This window comes from Comamonas sp. FG99 (assembly GCF_057808605.1).
Map to the genome: position 1 here is coordinate 19688 of NZ_JBMDII010000013.1, position 16706 is coordinate 36393.

14 protein-coding genes are annotated in these 16706 nt (G+C 67.9%); 4 read left to right on the plus strand and 10 right to left on the minus strand.

Annotation, left to right across the window (positions count from 1 at the left end):
* Positions 1–168 precede the first annotated feature (168 nt).
* Both ACODRX_RS10720 and ACODRX_RS10725 read left to right on the plus strand, forming a co-directional pair.
* Entirely contained in the window at positions 169–1455 is a 1287-nt protein-coding gene (locus ACODRX_RS10720) for a solute carrier family 23 protein (RefSeq protein ID WP_488871479.1), read from the plus strand.
* Positions 1456–1880: 425 nt separating this feature from the next.
* Complete coding sequence (locus tag ACODRX_RS10725; RefSeq protein ID WP_488871480.1) at positions 1881–2378, plus strand: DUF2165 family protein; 498 nt, start codon at positions 1881–1883, stop codon at positions 2376–2378.
* 35 nt (positions 2379–2413) lie between these two features.
* Here ACODRX_RS10725 and ACODRX_RS10730 read toward each other — a convergent pair whose 3' ends face one another.
* The 5 genes from ACODRX_RS10730 to ACODRX_RS10750 all read right to left on the minus strand — a co-directional run bounded on the left by ACODRX_RS10730 (position 2414) and on the right by ACODRX_RS10750 (position 7080).
* On the minus strand, positions 2414–3373 hold the full coding sequence (locus ACODRX_RS10730; protein ID WP_488871481.1) for a tripartite tricarboxylate transporter substrate binding protein: 960 nt from the start codon (positions 3371–3373) through the stop codon (positions 2414–2416).
* A 41-nt stretch (positions 3374–3414) separates the two neighbouring features.
* Positions 3415–4566, minus strand: a complete 1152-nt coding sequence (locus tag ACODRX_RS10735) for a CaiB/BaiF CoA transferase family protein (RefSeq protein WP_488871482.1) — start codon at positions 4564–4566, stop codon at positions 3415–3417.
* A gap of 2 nt (positions 4567–4568) precedes the next feature.
* A complete protein-coding gene (locus ACODRX_RS10740) occupies positions 4569–5417 on the minus strand; it encodes an HpcH/HpaI aldolase/citrate lyase family protein (protein WP_488871483.1) in 849 nt (282 codons plus the stop codon).
* Positions 5418–5429: 12 nt separating this feature from the next.
* Positions 5430–5882, minus strand: coding sequence for a MaoC family dehydratase (locus ACODRX_RS10745; protein ID WP_488871484.1), 453 nt, complete (start codon positions 5880–5882; stop codon positions 5430–5432).
* A gap of 235 nt (positions 5883–6117) precedes the next feature.
* On the minus strand, positions 6118–7080 hold the full coding sequence (locus ACODRX_RS10750) for an IclR family transcriptional regulator (RefSeq protein WP_488871485.1): 963 nt from the start codon (positions 7078–7080) through the stop codon (positions 6118–6120).
* On the opposite strand from ACODRX_RS10750, the gene scpC reads away from it, so the two are divergent.
* Positions 7079–8602, plus strand: coding sequence for a succinyl-CoA:acetate CoA-transferase ScpC (gene scpC, locus ACODRX_RS10755; protein WP_488871486.1), 1524 nt, complete (start codon positions 7079–7081; stop codon positions 8600–8602). The two genes, ACODRX_RS10750 and scpC, sit on opposite strands and share 2 nt — an antisense overlap.
* On the opposite strand, the gene ACODRX_RS10760 is transcribed toward scpC, so the two are convergent.
* From ACODRX_RS10760 to ACODRX_RS10770, 3 genes are all read right to left on the minus strand, one after another.
* Positions 8593–9585 carry a YihY/virulence factor BrkB family protein gene (locus ACODRX_RS10760; RefSeq protein WP_488871487.1) on the minus strand — a complete coding sequence of 331 codons (993 nt, stop codon included), beginning with the start codon at positions 9583–9585 and terminating at the stop codon, positions 8593–8595. The two genes, scpC and ACODRX_RS10760, sit on opposite strands and share 10 nt — an antisense overlap.
* Before the next feature lie 36 nt (positions 9586–9621).
* Positions 9622–10707: a 2,3-butanediol dehydrogenase gene (locus tag ACODRX_RS10765; protein ID WP_488871488.1), complete on the minus strand. Its 1086-nt coding sequence runs from the start codon at positions 10705–10707 to the stop codon at positions 9622–9624.
* Positions 10708–10776: 69 nt separating this feature from the next.
* On the minus strand, positions 10777–12594 hold the full coding sequence (locus tag ACODRX_RS10770) for an NAD(P)/FAD-dependent oxidoreductase (protein ID WP_488871489.1): 1818 nt from the start codon (positions 12592–12594) through the stop codon (positions 10777–10779).
* A gap of 279 nt (positions 12595–12873) precedes the next feature.
* On the opposite strand from ACODRX_RS10770, the gene ACODRX_RS10775 reads away from it, so the two are divergent.
* Positions 12874–14808 (plus strand): sigma-54-dependent Fis family transcriptional regulator, encoded by a 1935-nt coding sequence (locus ACODRX_RS10775; RefSeq protein WP_488871490.1) that lies wholly within the window; start codon positions 12874–12876, stop codon positions 14806–14808.
* A 32-nt stretch (positions 14809–14840) separates the two neighbouring features.
* Here ACODRX_RS10775 and ACODRX_RS10780 read toward each other — a convergent pair whose 3' ends face one another.
* Together ACODRX_RS10780 and ACODRX_RS10785 are read right to left on the minus strand one after the other, a co-directional pair.
* A complete protein-coding gene (locus ACODRX_RS10780; protein ID WP_488871491.1) occupies positions 14841–16571 on the minus strand; it encodes an acetyl/propionyl/methylcrotonyl-CoA carboxylase subunit alpha in 1731 nt (576 codons plus the stop codon).
* 4 nt (positions 16572–16575) lie between these two features.
* On the minus strand, positions 16576–16704 hold the full coding sequence (locus ACODRX_RS10785) for a hypothetical protein (protein WP_488871492.1): 129 nt from the start codon (positions 16702–16704) through the stop codon (positions 16576–16578).
* Positions 16705–16706: the final 2 nt, after the last annotated feature.

Below are 16706 nucleotides of genomic sequence, written 5' to 3' on the forward strand. Positions count from 1 at the left end.
CTTTTTACCTTTTTATCACGGCGCGGCCGATTGTCGCGCCGCTCTACGGGGCAGGCAAAGCGCGGGGTCGCACGCGATGCGTAAAAAAGCGTTCCCGCCCCCACCGCGCAGCACTACAAATTGCAACGATTTCACTATGATGCAGCACCTCTTCATCCGAACTGCACCATGTCCGAACCACTGATCCCCCACTGGCGCGAAGTGCGCCCCGGCACCGGCGACGTCGTGTCGCCCACCGAGCGCCTGCCCTGGCCGCAGACCACCGTCATGGGGGTGCAGCACGTCATCGCCATGTTCGGCTCCACCATCCTCGCGCCCATCCTGATGGGGTTCGACCCCAATGTGGCGGTACTGATGAGCGGCGTGGGCACGCTGCTGTTCTTCCTGCTGACCGGCGGGCGCGTGCCCAGCTACCTGGGTTCGAGCTTCGCCTTCATCGGCGTGGTGATCGCCGCCACCGGCTACGGCGGCAGCGGCGCCAATGCCAACATGGCGGTGGCGCTGGGCGGCATCATCGCCTGCGGCCTGGTGTACACGCTGATCGGCCTGGTCGTGCAGGCGGTGGGCACCGGCTGGATCGAGCGCTTCATGCCGCCGGTGGTGACCGGCGCCATCGTCGCGGTGATCGGCCTGAACCTGGCCGCCGTGCCGGTCAAGAACATGGCGGCCAACAACTTCGAGAGCTGGATGCAGGCGATGACCTTCGTCTGCGTGAGCCTGGTGGCGGTGCTCACGCGCGGCATGGTGCAGCGGCTGCTGATCCTGGTGGGGCTGATCGCCGCCGCCATCGTGTATGCGCTGCTGAGCAACGGCCTCGGGCTGGGCAAGCCGGTCGACCTGTCGGGCGTGGCCGCCGCCGCCTGGGTGGGCATGCCGCATTTCGTGGCGCCGAGCTTCACCGCGCAGGCCACGGTGATGATAGTTCCGGTGGTCATCATCCTGGTGGTCGAGAACCTGGGCCACATCAAGGCGGTGACCGCGATGACCGGGCAGAACCTGGACCGCTACATGGGCCGGGCCTTCATCGGCGACGGCCTGGCCACCATGGTCAGCGGCAGCGTCGGCGGCACCGGCGTGACCACCTATGCCGAGAACATCGGCGTGATGGCGGCCACCCGCATCTACTCGACCGCGGTGTTCATGATGGCCGGCGTGATCGCGCTGCTGCTGGGCTTCTCGCCCAAGTTCGGCGCGCTGATCCAGGCGATACCGCTGCCGATCATGGGCGGCGTGTCCATCGTGGTGTTCGGCCTGATCGCGATCGCCGGCGCCAAGATCTGGGTGGAGAACCACGTGGACTTCTCACAGAACAAGAACCTGCTGGTCGCGGCCATCACCCTGATCATCGGCACCGGCGACTTCACGCTCAAGTTCGGCGACTTCGCGCTCGGCGGCATCGGCACCTCGACGTTCTGCGCCATCTTGCTGTACCAGCTGCTCGACCGGCGCGGTTGATATCAAAAAGAGAGCTGCCTGCGCCTATTCTCATTGGATTTCAAATATATTTCTCATTGAAATCAATGTGTAGCAATTGCAAGCAGCTATTGTTTTAGACAGCTTCGACCTTGCGCCGGCACCTCCTCTTTCCTGGCTAGAATACGCGGCACCAAAGCTGGGGCCATCCAGCCGGCCGGCCCGCTTCCCCGCGGGGCCCGCAGGCTTCAGGTAACGCCAGTCCCGATACCCAGCTGGATTTCTTCCGCCGTCCCGGCGCTACCCGCGCATTCCGCGCACCCGCTTCTTCCCTGTCCATAGCCGCCAGGCCGCCCTCAGCGCGGCCGGCGCACGCCCGTCTTCGCCCCGCCCTGACCGGGAGTGGATGGCCGTCGGCATGGAGAAAACGGATTCCACCCCCCATTCAGGAAAGAGAAACCCCGACCATGATCATCCGTCTGTCCAAAATCTCCATGGTGCTGGCCATGGCCCTGTTCGCCTCGCTGGTCAGCTTCGGCAACATCACCGACTACGGCACCAACTTCGCCTTCGTGCACCACGTCTTCCTCATGGACACGACCTTCCCCGGCAACCAGATCATGTACCGCGCCATCGAGTCGCCCGCGGTGCAGCATGCCGGCTACATCTTCATCATCGCGCTCGAGACCGCCACCGCCCTGCTGTGCTGGGTCGGCGGCATCCGGCTGCTGAAGGCGCTCAAGGCCGACGACGCCGCGTTCCGGCGCGCCAAGCGCTTCGCCATCGCCGGCCTGACGCTGGGCTTTCTCACCTGGCAGGTGGGCTTCATGTCCATAGGCGGCGAGTGGTTCGGCATGTGGATGTCCAAGCAATGGAACGGCGTGCCCGACGCCAGCCGCTTCTTCACCACGCTGCTGCTGGTGCTGATCTACGTCTCGTTGTCCAACGACCAGGTAGACGCCTAAGGCCTGCCTATGGCGGTCGCCAGGCCCGAAACGGATCACTCGGCCTGAATGCCTGCCTGCTGGATCTGCTGCCCCCAGCTTTCGTACTGGGTCCGCACGAATTCCTGCAAGGCAGCGCCGGTCATCAGGTCGGGCTCCATGCCAATGCCGAGCAGCCGCTCCTGAACGGCGGGATTGCGCAGGGTCTCCCCCAACTGCGCGGCCCACCAGTTCCTGACTTCGGAGGGCAGCTCCGCAGGGCCGGCAACGCCGATCCAGCCTGTCAGCTCCAGCTTGCCCAACCCCAGCTCCTGCGCCGTGGGCACATCCGCCAAGATGGTGGAGCGCCTGCCCGACATCAGGGCCACCGCCTTCAGGTTGCGGGCGCGGATCTGCGTCAGCACCGCGCCCAGGTCGGAGGCGACAAAATCGACTCGCCCCCCGATCAGATCGGTCACCGCAGCCGGCTGCCCCTTGTACGCGACGCTCAGCACTTGCGCCCCGGCGGCCCGGCTGAAGGCGGCGGCCACCACCTGGCCGGTACCCGAGCCGTAGCCGCTGGTCACGGCATTCGGCCGGGCCTTGGCCGCGGCGATCAGCTGCTCGGCGCTTTCGAGCGGACCACCGGCGCGGGTCACGATCACCACGTCGAAGCGCACCACCCGGCCAAGCTGCGTGAAGCCCTTGAGCGCGTCGTAGCGCTGGAAGGCCTTGGACAAGTGCGGCCCGGACGAGCTGGTGGCGCTTGAGCTGGGCATCATGGTGTAGCCGTCGGGGGCCGCGCGCGCAACCGCATCCACGCCCAATACACCCAGCGCTCCCGGCTTGTTCTCCACGACGATCTGGGCGCCGGTGCGCGTGCGGATGTCATCGAGCACGATGCGCGACACGTTGTCGATGCTGCTGCCGGCCGGAAACCCCACCACGAAACGTATGGGTTTATCCGCCTGCGGATAGCCGGCGGCACCAGCCGCCGCCGATGCCCAAACCACCGCCGCCAGCAGGGCGGGTTGCATAAGCCTATTCATCAGCGTCTCCTCTGGCCCCTCTCGGAGCGTCAGGTGCCTGCGCGAAGCGGTCCCAGGATTTCCGCCGTGTGCTCGCCCAGGCCCGGGGGATGGCGCCGGATGTCCGGCGGCGTTGCACTGAAGCTCACGGGCAAGCCAGCCTGGACCAGCGCCCCCTCGGTGGGATGCTCGGATTCGTGCCAGAAACCCGTGGCCTTCAGATGCGGGTCCTCCAGCAGCGCCGCGAAATCGTTCACCGGGGCAAACGGGATGTCTGCCGTCGCCAATAGGCCGAGCCACTCGGCGGTGCTGCGCTCGGCCAGCGCGGCGTCGACATAGCGGTAGAGCTCGGGGAAGTGGCGGCTGCGGCTGCTCAGGGTCTGGTAGCGCGGGTCGTCAGCCATCTCCGGGTGCCCCGTCAGCGCGAAGAAGCGCTGCCACTGGGGCGTGGTGTACGGCACGACGCTGATATATCCATCCCGGGTGCGGAAAGGCCGGCGATATTCATTGAGCAGCCGCGAATACCCGGGCGGCCCTTCTGGCGGCACGAAGGTCAGCCCGGCGAGATGCTCGGGCGCCAGAAATGCAACCATGCATTCGAACATGGGCACCTCGATCGCCTGCCCCGGGGCGCCACGCTCGCGCGCCAGCAACGCGCTGGTCACGGCGTTGGCAACATAGAGCGCCACCACCTTGTCTGCCGCCACCGTGTTGACGTACCGCGGGGCCTGGCCTTTGGCTCCGCCCTGCAGCCAGGCCAGGCCGGATACCGCCTGGATGGTGTCGTCGACGGCCGCCCGGCCCGCATAGGGGCCGCGTTCCGAGTACCCATAGCAGGCGCAGTAGACCAGCCGCGGAAAACGCGGCTCCAGCGATGCATAGTCCAAGCCAAGCCGCCGCACGGCCGGTGCGCGCATGTTGGTGATGAAGACATCCGCCTTGGCGATCAGCGCATCGAGCTGCTTGCGCCCCGCCTCCGATTTGACGTCGATGACGACACTGCGCTTGTTGCGGTTGAGGTTGAGGTGCGCATGGCTCATCGCGGCATGGCGCTGCGGCGTGACGTGGCGGAACACATCGCCGTCGGCAGACTCCACCTTGACGACATCCGCCCCCATGTCGCCCAGCATCTGGGTGGCCATGGGCCCCATGCCTACGCTGGTCATGTCGACCACGCGGATTCCATGCAGAGGTCCTGGCATGGCTAGTCTCCCAACAGACGACGCGCCAGGCGCAGATGCGGCATGTCGATCATCTTGCCATCCAGCTTCAACGCCCCCTCGCCCGGATGCGCGTCGAAGGCCTGAACGACGGCGCGCGCCCATTGCAGCTGGCTCTCATCGGGCGACAGCAGCGCGTTGATCGCATCGACATGGCGCGGATGGATGGCCATCTTGGCGGCGAAGCCGTCGCACAAGGCCTCGCGGGTTTCCTCGGCCAGGACCTGCGGAGCATCCAGATCCACGCAGACCGTATCCACCGCCCGCACCCCTGCCGCCGCGGCGGCCATCAGGCACAGCGAGCGCGCCAGCCGAAAGGGCTCGGTATAGCGGCCCGCCACTCGGTTGCGCAAAGACCCGAGATCGGCGGCCAAGTCCTCCCCGCCCCAGGACAGTCCCCAAAGCCGCGGCGTGGCGCCGCGGTAGTCGTGCAGCCCGAACAGCGACTGCGCTGTTTCGGTGACGATGGCCAGGATGCGCGTGCTGCCCGGCATGCTGCCCGCGGCAGCCTCGAAGGCATCGAGGTAATGGGCCAGGCGCAGCAAGTCGGCGCGGCCCGCGCATTTGGGCAGAACGATTCCCTCAGGGCGCGCGGGCATGACGGCCGTCAGGTCGGCCAGTGCCTGCGGCCCATCCAGGGCATTGATACGCACCCACAGTGCCTTGTCGCACCGGTTGTGCAAGAAGGCCTGCACCTGGATACGTGCCGCGGGCTTTTGGCCCGGGGCCACGGAATCCTCCAGATCCAGGATCAGGGCGTCGGCCGCGCCGGCCAGGGCATGCGCGAATTTGCGCTCCGAGTCTGCGGGCACGAACAGCATGGAACGGGTCATGTTGTGCCGCTCCTACGCCGGGCGCTTGTGCATCAGGGCCGAGCGCTTGCACACCGCCACGACTTCATCGCGGTGATTGAGCGCCGTGTGCTCGAACTCGACGATGCCGGCGGCCGGACGCGATTGGCTCTCTCTCACCGAAAGCACGCAGGTGCGTACATGCAGGGTGTCGCCCGCAAAAACGGGTTTCGGGAATGCAATCTCGCTCATGCCCAGGTTGGCCACCGTGGTGCCCAGCGTGGTGTCGTTCACCGTCATGCCGATCAGCAGGCCCAGCGTGAACAGGCTGTTGACCAGCGGCTTGCCGAACTCGGTCTTGGCGGCGAAGTGCGCGTCCAGATGCAGCGGCTGCACATTCATCGTGAGCGTGCTGAACAAGACATTGTCCATCTCGGTCACGGTGCGCGTCCAGTCGTGGTGGAACGTCTGGCCTGGGATGAATTGCTCGTAGTAAAGACCTGCCATGTTGCTTCCTTTCGAAACCGGCGCGGCCCCACGCTGGGGGTACGGAAACCCGGGCACCAAGGTTCTTGTTCTCACCCATAAACACATGTTCATGTTTATGAACATGAACCAAAGTTTATATCCATGAACAGCAAACGAAAACAGGGCACAGATAGGTACAAACCCGACATTTGCAGGCGAGCGCAGGCACGCCTGCGCAGCAGGCGCTTGCGCGGCCGGCGGCAGCGGACTATTTCTACGTTGATGCGGGCGCGAGAGGCTCAAACTGCCGGGCCAGCTGCCTGCTGGCCGCGAGCAGGGCCTGGCCAATGGCGTTGGCCTTCGAGCCGGCCCGCTCCAGCGGCGCGCCGACAACGATTGCCAGCGCCGTGCCATAGAGCACCAATGGAGCGGCCACCGAAAGCGTGTCCGCCTGATGCTCCCCCAGGTTCACATGCCAGCCTTGCCTGGCTTCGGCATCGACCAAGGCCAGCAGCTTGCGCGGGGCCTGCAATGTCCGGTCCGTATAGCGATCCAGGCTCAAGCGGGAGACGAGCGCTTCGCGTTCGTCGGCGGGCAGGGCGCCAAGCAGCGCCCGCCCCGAGGCAGACGCGTGCAATGGCTTGAGCTGGCCCACCCTGGCGGTGAAGCGCACGATGCGATCGGGCTCCGCCACATCCAGGTAAATCACGCGCTCGCCCGAGCGCTTGGCCAGGATCAGCGTTTCGCCAAGCTCGTTGCGCAACGCCTCCAAAGAGGGGCGGATGCGCATGACCAGCTGATCATGCTCGGCAACGGCCTGGGCCTCGTTCAGCCAGCGCCGGGTCAGGTAGTAGCGCCCGGCGATCTGGTGCGCGTAACCGTCACCCTCCAGGGTATCGAACAGGGCCAGGCAACTGGATTTCGGGATATCCAGTGCCGCCGACACCTGGGTCAGGCTGGCAGGAGTCTGGGTGGCGGCAAAAAACTGGAGGATCTCCAATACCCGCTTGGCGCTTTTTACATCGTTCGAACTCATGAACACGAATATATATGCGTGAATGCTCCGAAACAACGGCAGCCATGCGTCCAGGCCGCCATGGCCGCCTGCAAAAAAATTCAAACCCGCCCCGCCGCTGAAAAAAGTTTCACTGCGCCGCAGCGCCGCTTCCCCGTAGGATTTTGGCTTTGCCCTGCAAGCGCAGAGGCCAGAACAATCCCACGAGGAGATGAACCCCATGTCGTTGAACGACCGAGTCCGCTGCAGCGCGCTGCAGGCCCGCACCATGAGCGCCGCCGCGGCGGCCGCGCTGATCCCCGCGGGCGCCAACGTAGGCATGAGCGGCTTCACCGGCGCCGGCTATCCCAAGGCGGTGCCGCTGGCGCTGGCCGAACGCATCCGCGCGCTGCGCGCCCAGGGCCAGCCGTTCAAGGTGAGCGTGTGGACCGGCGCCTCGACCGCGCCCGAGCTCGACGGCGCGCTGGCCGAGGTGGACGGCATCGAGATGCGCCTGCCCTTCCAGTCCGACCCCATCTGCCGCCAGAAGATCAACAGCGGCCAGATGCACTTCGCCGACATGCACCTGTCGCATGTGGCGCAGCATGCCTGGTTCGGCTTTCTCGGCCACCTGGACGTGGCGGTGGTCGAGGTGCTGGGCGTGCTGCCCGACGGGCGGCTGATACCGTCCAGCGCCGTGGGCAACAACAAGACCTGGCTGGAGCTGGCCGAGCGCGTGATCCTCGAAGTCAACACCCTGCCGCCCGCGGCCATGGAGGGCATGCACGACATCTACTACGGCACCGCGCTGCCGCCGCACCGCCAGCCGATACCGCTGACCCGGCCCGACCAGCGCATCGGCGAGCCCTACCTGCGGGTGGACCCGGCCAAGGTGATCGCGGTGGTGCATACGCACCAGAGCGACCGCAATTCCAAGTTCGCGCCGCCGGACGCGGTGTCCGAGCAGATCGCTGCGCACATCATCGACTTCCTGCAGCACGAGGTGCGCCAGGGCCGGCTGCCCGCCGGGCTGCTGCCGCTGCAGTCCGGCGTGGGCAACGTGGCCAACGCGGTGCTGGCCGGGCTGCTGCACGGGCCGTTCGAGGGGCTCACCGGCTACACCGAGGTGCTGCAGGACGGCATGCTGGAGCTGATCCGCGCCGGCAAGATGCGCTCGGCCTCGGCCACCGCCATCTCGCTGAGCCCCGAGGCCATGGCCGACTTCTGCGCGCGCATCGACTTCTACCGCGAGCGCATCCTGCTGCGCCCGCAGGAGATCAGCAACCACCCCGAGCTGGTGCGGCGCCTGGGCGTGGTGGCGATGAACGCGATGATCGAGGCCGACATCTACGGCAACGTCAACTCCACCCACATCATGGGCAGCGGCATGATGAACGGCATCGGCGGCTCGGGCGACTTCGCGCGCAACGGCTACCTGTCGTTCTTCGTCACCCCGTCGGTGGCCAAGGATGGCGCCATCAGCTGCATCGTGCCCATGGTCTCGCACGTGGACCACACCGAGCACGACGTGCAGATCATCGTCACCGAGCAGGGCCTGGCCGACCTGCGCGGGCTCTCGCCGCGCCAGCGCGCGCAGCTCGTCATCGAGCGCTGCGCCCACCCCGACTACCGCCCGCTGCTGCAGGAATATTCAGCGCGCGCGCTGCGCGGATCGGCCGGCCTGCACACGCCGCACCTGCTGCCCGAGGCGCTGTCGTGGCACCAGCGCTACCTGGACAGCGGCAGCATGCGCCCTCAGATCTGAAAATCCCCCTTGGCCGCCTCGGCCGCGGTCTGCGCCTGAACCTGCGCTTGCGCCTGCGTCGCAGCGGGCGCCGGCGCGGCCTCGCCCCTGTGCAGTGCCACCGAGGCGTTCTCCAGCGCCTTGGCGCAGCTGGCGGCGAACAGCAGGATGGCCGACGAGAAGTAGATCCACATCAGCAGCACCACCAGCGAGCCCGCCGCGCCGTAGGCCGAGACCACCGCCGCGGTGGACAGGTACCAGGCCAGCACCTGCTTGCCCACGGTGAACAGCAGCGCGCCTATGGCCGCGCCGGCGATCAGGTAGCGCAGCGAAGGCTTGGTGCCGGTGCCTATGCGCATCATGCCCACGAACAGCGTGACGGTGATCGCAAACGCCACCAGCTCGTTCACGCCGCTGAGCACCGGCGCGGGCGCCGGTATGTGCAGGTAGGTGCCGGCCCATTTCGCGGTGAGGTTGATGGCGGTGGTGATCACCAGCGAGATCAGCATCAGAAAGCCCAGCACCATGATGTAGCCCAGCCCGCGCATGCGCTGCACCAGCGAATACCACCAGGGCGCGCCGTCCTTGGTGCCGGGCAGCCCGTGGTTCCACAGCCGCTCCAGCGAGTTCTGCAGCTCCACGAACACGCCGGTGGCGCCCGACAGCAGCATCACCAGCCCGGCGACCGATGCGATCCAGCCCTGCGACGGCGTCTTGGCGCTGATCAGCGCGCCGCGCACCACGTCGGCCACCTGCGGCCCGATGACGGAGCGCACCTGCGCGATCAGGGTCGATTCGATGTATTCGCGGTCCAGCCACCAGCCCAGCAGGCCCACCAGCAGCAGCAGCAGCGGCGCCAGGCTGAGCATGCCGTAGAACGACATGGCCGCGCTCATGCGCAGGCCGTCGGCCTGCAGCCACAGCTGCACGGCGGCGTAGAAGGGGCGCAGCGGGTGAAAGCGATCGATCAGCCGCTGCAGGGCAGGTGGGGAAGAGACAGGCATGGCCCGATTCTGACACCGGCTCCCGCCCCCGGCGTGTCAGCCTGGTGCGCGACTGCCGCCCATCCTGGGCTGCACGATGATCTTCACGGCCGACTCGTTGTTGTGGATCAGCGTGTCGAAGCCCTTCTCGATCAGCTCGTCCAGCTGGATGCGCTGGGTGATGAAGGGCTCCAGGTTGATTTTCCCCTGCTCCACCAGCTCGATGGTTTCCTGGTGGTCGTTGCAGTAGGCGATGGTGCCGCGCACGTCCAGCTCCTTCATGACCACGCTGTGCACGCTGATGCTGGCCGGATGGCTCCAGATGGAGACGATCACCACCACGCCCGAGGCCCGGGTGGCGGCCACCAGGGTGTCGAGCACCTGGTTGACGCTGGAGCACTCGAAGGCCACATCCACGCCCTTGCCGCCGGTGATGCGCAGGGTCTCGGCCACCACGTCCACCTCGGACGGGTCGAGGATGTGGTCGGCCACGCCGGACTCGCGCGCCTTGGCCTTGCGCGCCGCGCTCAGCTCGGTGACGATCACCGTCAGCCCCTTGGCCTTGAGAATGGCCGACAGCAGCAGGCCGATGGGGCCCGCGCCGCCCACCAGGGCCACGTCGCCCGCCTTGGCGCCGCTGCGGGTGAAGGCGTGGTGGCCCACCGACAGCGGCTCGATCAGCGCGGCCTGGTCCAGCGGGATGGCGCCGGAGATGGGGTGCACCCAGCGGCGCTTGACGGCGATCTTTTCCGCCAGGCCGCCGCCGCGCCCGCCCAGGCCAATGAAGTTCATGTTCTTCGAGAGGTGGTAGTTCTCGCCCGGCCCGGTGGGCACGTCGTCGGCCACGATGTACGGCTCCACCACCACGTGCTGGCCGACCTGGATGTCGTCCACCCCCGCGCCCACCGCATAGACCACGCCGGAAAATTCGTGCCCCATGGTGATGGGCGCGGACTCCCCCGATATGGGGTGCGGATGGCCGCAGGGCGGAATGAAGATCGGCCCCTCCATGAACTCGTGCAGATCGGTGCCGCAGATGCCGCACCAGGCCACGTCGATGCCGACGGTGCCGGGCTCCACGACGGGCTCGGGTATATCTTCGATGCGGATGTCGCCGCGGTCGTAAAAACGTGCTGCTTTCATGCTTGGACTTTCTGGTTTGCAAGGTTGGGTCGGTGGGCGGCACGGCCGCCCCATGGGCATTATTCGGGTTTACCGCAGGTGGTGCACCTGCTGCAGGCCGTAGACCTGCACGGGCAGCCCTTCCTGGCGCGCCTTGAGCTGCAGCGCCAGGTACAGCGAGTAGTGGCGCGACTGGTGCAGGTTGCCGCCATGGAACCACAGCTGCTGCTGCTGCGTGGGCTTCCACATATTGCGCTGCTCGCCTTCCCAGGGGCCGGGGTCCTTGGTGGTGTCCGAGCCCAGGCCCCAGACCTTGCCGACCTTGTCGGCCACGTCCTGGCTGATGAGATCGGCCACCCAACCGTTCATCGAGCCGTAGCCGGTCGCGTAGACCACCAGGTCGGCCGGCAGCTCGGTGCCGTCGGCCAGCACCACGGCGTTCTCGCTCAGGCGGCTGATGTCCTTGCCCTCGCCGGCCTGCAGCTTGATGCTGCCGTCGATCACCAGGTCGCAGGCGCCCACGTCGATGTAGTAGCCCGATGCGCGGCGCAGGTACTTCATGAACAGGCCCGAGCCGTCGTCGCCGAAGTCGAGCATGAAGCCCGCCGCTTCGAGCTTGCGGTAGAACTCCGCATCGCGCTCGCGGATCTTGTCGTACACCGGCACCTGGAAGTCGGCCATGATGCGGTAGGGCAGCGAGGCGAAGATCAGGTCGGCCTTCTTCGTCGTCACGCCGTTGGCCAGGGCGCGCTCCGAATACAGCTCGCCCAGGCCGATGTCCATCAGCGAATCGGAGCGCACGATGTGCGTGGACGAACGCTGCACCATGGTCACATCGGCGCCATGCTCCCACAGCGCGGCGCAGATGTCGTGGGCCGAGTTGTTGGCGCCAATCACCACCACCTTCTTGCCCGCATAGGCTTCGGGCCCATGGTGCTGCGACGAGTGCTGCTGCTCGCCCCGGAAGATGTCCTGGCCCGGGATGGCAGGCACATTGGCCTTGCCGGACATGCCGGTGGCGAACACCAGCTGCTTGGGGCGCAGCACGATCCGCCGGCCGTCGCGCTCCACCGTCACCTCCCATTCCTGCGCGGCCTCGTCAAAGCGGGCGTTCAGGCAGTTGGTGGACGGCCAGTAGTTCACCTCCATCACCCGGGTGTACATCTCCAGCCAGTCGCCGATCTTGTCCTTGGGCGCGAAGACGGGCCAGTTGTCGGGAAACGGCATATAGGGCAAATGGTCGTACCAGACCGGATCGTGCAGGCACAGCGATTTGTAGCGGTTGCGCCATTGGTCGCCGGGGCGCGGCTGGCGGTCGATGACGATGTGCGACACGCCCAGCTGGCGCAGCCGCGCGCCCAGCGCAATGCCGCCCTGGCCGCCGCCGATCACCAGCACGTAGGGCTGGCGGCTCGTGCCCAGCTCGGCGGCTTCGTCCTCCCGGTGGTCCAGCCAGGTCTTGCGGCCGCGGTGGATGCCGTGTTCGGCCCCCATGGGGCGGCGCACGCCTTGCGATTCCTCATGGCCCTTCAATTCCTGGATGGTGGTCAGCAAGGTCCAGATGCGGCCATCGCGCACGCGCAGATGGCCTACGCCGCGCGCATGCCGCGCATCGATGGTGAGCCAGGCGGAGGTGACGCCATCGGCTTCATCCACGCTCTCCTTCGCGTCCAGGCTGAACACCACGGGCGCGGCGGCATCCAGCTGCGCCGCCAGCATGTCGGCAATCTGGGCCCGGCCCTCCAGCGTCTTGATGTTCCAGGTCAGCAGCACCAGGTCGCGCCAGTAGCTGTCATCGGCAAACAGACGGCTGGCCGCGGCGAAGTCGCGCCGCTCCAGGGCCTGGTTCAACTGGTCGAGCACGGCCTGCGCATGGGCGGTGGCGGTGGTGGATATGGTGGCGGTCATCTTCGTGTCTCCTATGGGTTGTCTGCGCCAGCCAGCCGGCGGCACGGCGCACTCTTTGCAAGGCCCGTGCCAGCGGCCATGCTGCAGCGCAACCTCCTTGCATGCGGCCCGGGAACCCAGGGTTTGCCAGCGCCCGGGCACACGGCCCCGGTGCCGCAGCCGATGCAACACCTGTTGCGTCCGCCCGATCGCATCGCAACATCCGCTGCGGGTATGTCTTCATTGGCAGCCCCAGGGGGAGCGCGACAGAATCGGCCGGGTATCTGCAGGAGAGCCGCGATGCCAGTACAAAGCTATGCCGACCATGTCCAGGAGCTGGAAGCCTTTGGCATGGGCTACCCGCGGCATGGACTGGAGCGCGACCGCGCGGTGCTGGGCAGCTGGCGGCGCTGCATCGACCAGCACCGGCTCGACCCCGCCTCCACCTGCGATGCCCACATCGTGCCCGCCAGCCAGCTGCGCGCGCACCGCGAGGAATCGGAATCGCTGATCCGCATCGCCCGCAGCGGGCTCGAACGCCTGTACCAGCAGCTCAAAGGCCTGGACTACGTGCTGCTGCTGGCCGACCGCCAAGGGGTGGCGGTGGATTTTCTCGGCCACGACAGTCACGCCAGCGACCTGCGCAACGCCGGCCTGTACCTGGGCGCGCAGTGGCGCGAAGACATGGCGGGCACCTCGGCCGTCGGCGCATGCCTGGCCACGGGCGAAGCGCTGACCGTGCACCAGAGCGACCATTTCGACTTCACCCACACCACGCTGTCATGCAGCGCCGCACCGATCTATGACCTGCGGGGCGAGCTCGCCGCCGTGCTCGACCTGTCGCTGCTGCGCTCGCCGGCCGAGCGTGCCAGCCAGCACATGGCGCTGCACCTGGTCACGTCGGCCGCCCGGCGTGTGGAGCAGGCCAATCTGATGGCCCAGTCCGGCCACGACTGGGTGCTGCGGCTGGCGCAATCGCCCGATTTTCTCGACGTGGACGCCGATGCCACGCTCAGCATCGATGCGCGCGGGCGCATCCGCACGATGACGCATGCCGGCGCGCGCATGCTGGCCGCCATCGCCGGCCTGGACTGGCGCCGTCGCCAGCAGCTGTGCGGCCAGCCGCTGGCCCATTTCTTCGACATCGAGCCGAGCGCCCTGCCGCAGCTGATGCGCGGCCGCCCGGTGCAAGAGCGCATTCTGCGCGCGCGCAATGGCAGCATCTGGTTCGCCCACGCGATGGAGCCGCGGCATCGGGGCGCCTCGCAGGCCGTGGGCCGCCCCGCCCTGCAGCCGGCGCTGCAGGCGCTGGACACGGGCGACGCCGCCGTGCGCCAGGTGCTGCACAAGGCCGCGCGGCTGGCGCCGCAGAGCCTGCCCATCCTCATCCAGGGCGAAACCGGCTGCGGCAAGGAGTACCTGGCGCGCGCGCTGCATGCCGCCAGCGGCCGCGGCGGCGCCTTCATGGCCATCAACTGCGCGGCCATCCCCGAGGCGCTGCTGGAAAGCGAGCTGTTCGGCTACCTGCCCGGCACCTGGACCGGCGGCGCCAGCAAGGGCCGCGAGGGCCTGATCGAGGCGGCCCACCGGGGCACCTTGTTTCTCGACGAGATCGGCGACATGCCGCTGGCACTGCAGGCCAAGCTGCTGCGCGTGCTGTCGGAATCGGAAATCACCCCGCTGGGCGCGCGCGCGCCGCGCAAGGTGGACATCCGCGTGCTGTCGGCCTCGCACCGCCCGCTGGCCGAACTGGCGGCAGGCGGAAACTTTCGCACCGATCTGCTGTACCGGCTCAACGCCGCCGAGCTGCGCCTGCCGGCGCTGCGCGAGCGCAGCGACCTCGCGGCGCTGGCCGGGCGCATGCTCGCGGGCATGGACCGAGTCTTGCCCATCAGCCAACCCGCGCTGGCCGCCTTGCAGGCCCACCGCTGGCCTGGCAACCTGCGCGAGCTGCACAACGCGCTGCGCTATGCCGCAGCGCTGGCCGACCAGCAGATCGACACCCCGCACCTGCCCGACGCCCTGCAGCCCGCCGCCGTGGCCGGCATGGCCCCGCCCGCTCAATCAGCCAGCGCGGCGACGCTGGAGCAGGTGCTGGCCCAATGCAACGGCAACGTATCGGAGGCAGCCCGGCTGCTGGGCGTCAACCGCTCCACCATCCACCGCCGCCTTCAGCGCCAGCAGCTGGCGCGCGGGTTTTCCTGGAACAAGGGCCTGCCCACGCGTTCTGCATGAACAGGCCCGGGGGGCGGGATCAAGCCCAGGGCTCAGGCAATGCGGGCAATCACCGCGCCCACGGCCTGCGCGGCGCCGGCCTGCGCCAGCAGCTCGATGGTGCCCGCGCGGTGCGCATGCACCTGCATCTCCATCTTCATCGCCTCCATCACCGCGATCAGGTCGCCAGCCTGCACCTGGGCGCCGTCGGCCACCTTCCAGGCACTCAGGTTGCCGGCGGCCGGGGCGGTGACCGCCTGCTCGTCCACCGGCTCGGCCACGGCCGCCGCAGCCGCCGCCGCGCCGGGCTGGGCCGCGGCGAGGCCGGCGAGCAGGCTGGCCGGCAGGCCCAGCTGCACGCGGCGGCCGTCGATCTCGATCGCGGTGCGCACCAGGCTGGCATCGGGCTGGGGCTCGGCGCGCGCGGCGGCGGCCAGGTTGGCCGCGAACTCGGTCTCGATCCAGCGCGTGTGCACCTTGAAGCCCTGCCCGCCAATGAAGTCCGCCTCGTCCAGCACCGCGCGGTGGAAGGGCAGCACCGAGGCCACGCCTTCGATGCGGAACTCGGCCAGCGCGCGCCGCGCCCGGGCCAGCGCCTGCTCGCGCGTGGCGCCGCTGACGATGAGCTTGGCCATCATCGAGTCGAAGCTGCCCGGCACCACCGAGCCCGCCTGCACGCCGCTGTCCAGCCGCACGCCGGGGCCGCTGGGCGCATCGAAGCGCGCCACCGGGCCGGGCGTGGGCAGAAAGCCCCGGCCCACGTCCTCGGCGTTGATGCGGAACTCGAACGCATGCCCGACAGGCGCCGGCGTGGCGCCCACCGACAGCGGCAGGCCATCGGCCACGCGCAGCTGCTCGATCACCAGGTCGATGCCGGTGGTCTGCTCGGTCACCGTGTGCTCGACCTGCAGCCGCGTGTTCACCTCGAGGAAGGAGATCGCGCCCGACTGGCTCAGCAAGAATTCCACCGTGCCGGCGCTCACATAGCCGGCCGCGGCGCAGATGTCGCGCGCGGCGGCATGGATGCGCTCGCGCTGGGCATCGCTCAGGAAGGGCGCCGGCGCCTCTTCCACCAGCTTCTGGTTGCGCCGCTGCAGCGAGCAGTCGCGCGTGCCGAGCACGAGCACGTTGCCGTGGCTGTCGGCGATGACCTGGGCCTCGATATGGCGCGGCTTGTCGAGGAACTGCTCGACAAAGCATTCGCCGCGCCCGAACGCGGTCACCGCCTCGCGCACCGCCGAGGCGTACAGCTCCTCGACTTCATGAATGCGCCACGCGATCTTCATGCCGCGCCCGCCGCCGCCGAAGGCCGCCTTGATGATGATGGGCAGGCCGTGCTCCTGGGCAAAGCGCAGCACCTCGCCGGCATCCTGGACCGGGTCTTTCGTGCCCGCGACCAGCGGCGCGCCCACCTGCAGCGCGATCTTGCGCGCCGCCACCTTGTCGCCCAACTGGGTGATGGTGGCCGGCCTGGGGCCGATCCAGGTGAGGCCGGCATCGATCACCGCCTGGGCAAAGCCGGCGTTCTCGGACAGAAAGCCGTAGCCGGGGTGCACCGCATCGGCGCCGCTCTTTTGGGCCACGGCCAGCAGCTTTTCGATGCTCAGGTAGGTGTCGGCCGGCGTGTCGCCGTCCAGCCCGTGGGCCTCGCCTGCCATGCGCGCATGCAGCGCATCGATATCGGCATTGGCGTACACGGCGACGGACTGCACGCCATAGTCGGCGCAGGCGCGGGCGATGCGGACGGCGATTTCGCCACGGTTGGCAATAAGTACTTTTTTCATGGCTTCAGCCTTTCGCCCCAAACGAGCACAGGGTGGCGAAATCGCCGCAGCCTGCTGCGCAGGCACCGCGATGTAGTGAAACGTCCGCTGCGCGGCCGTTTTCACCTCGGTTGGCAATCAAAACTTTTTTCATGA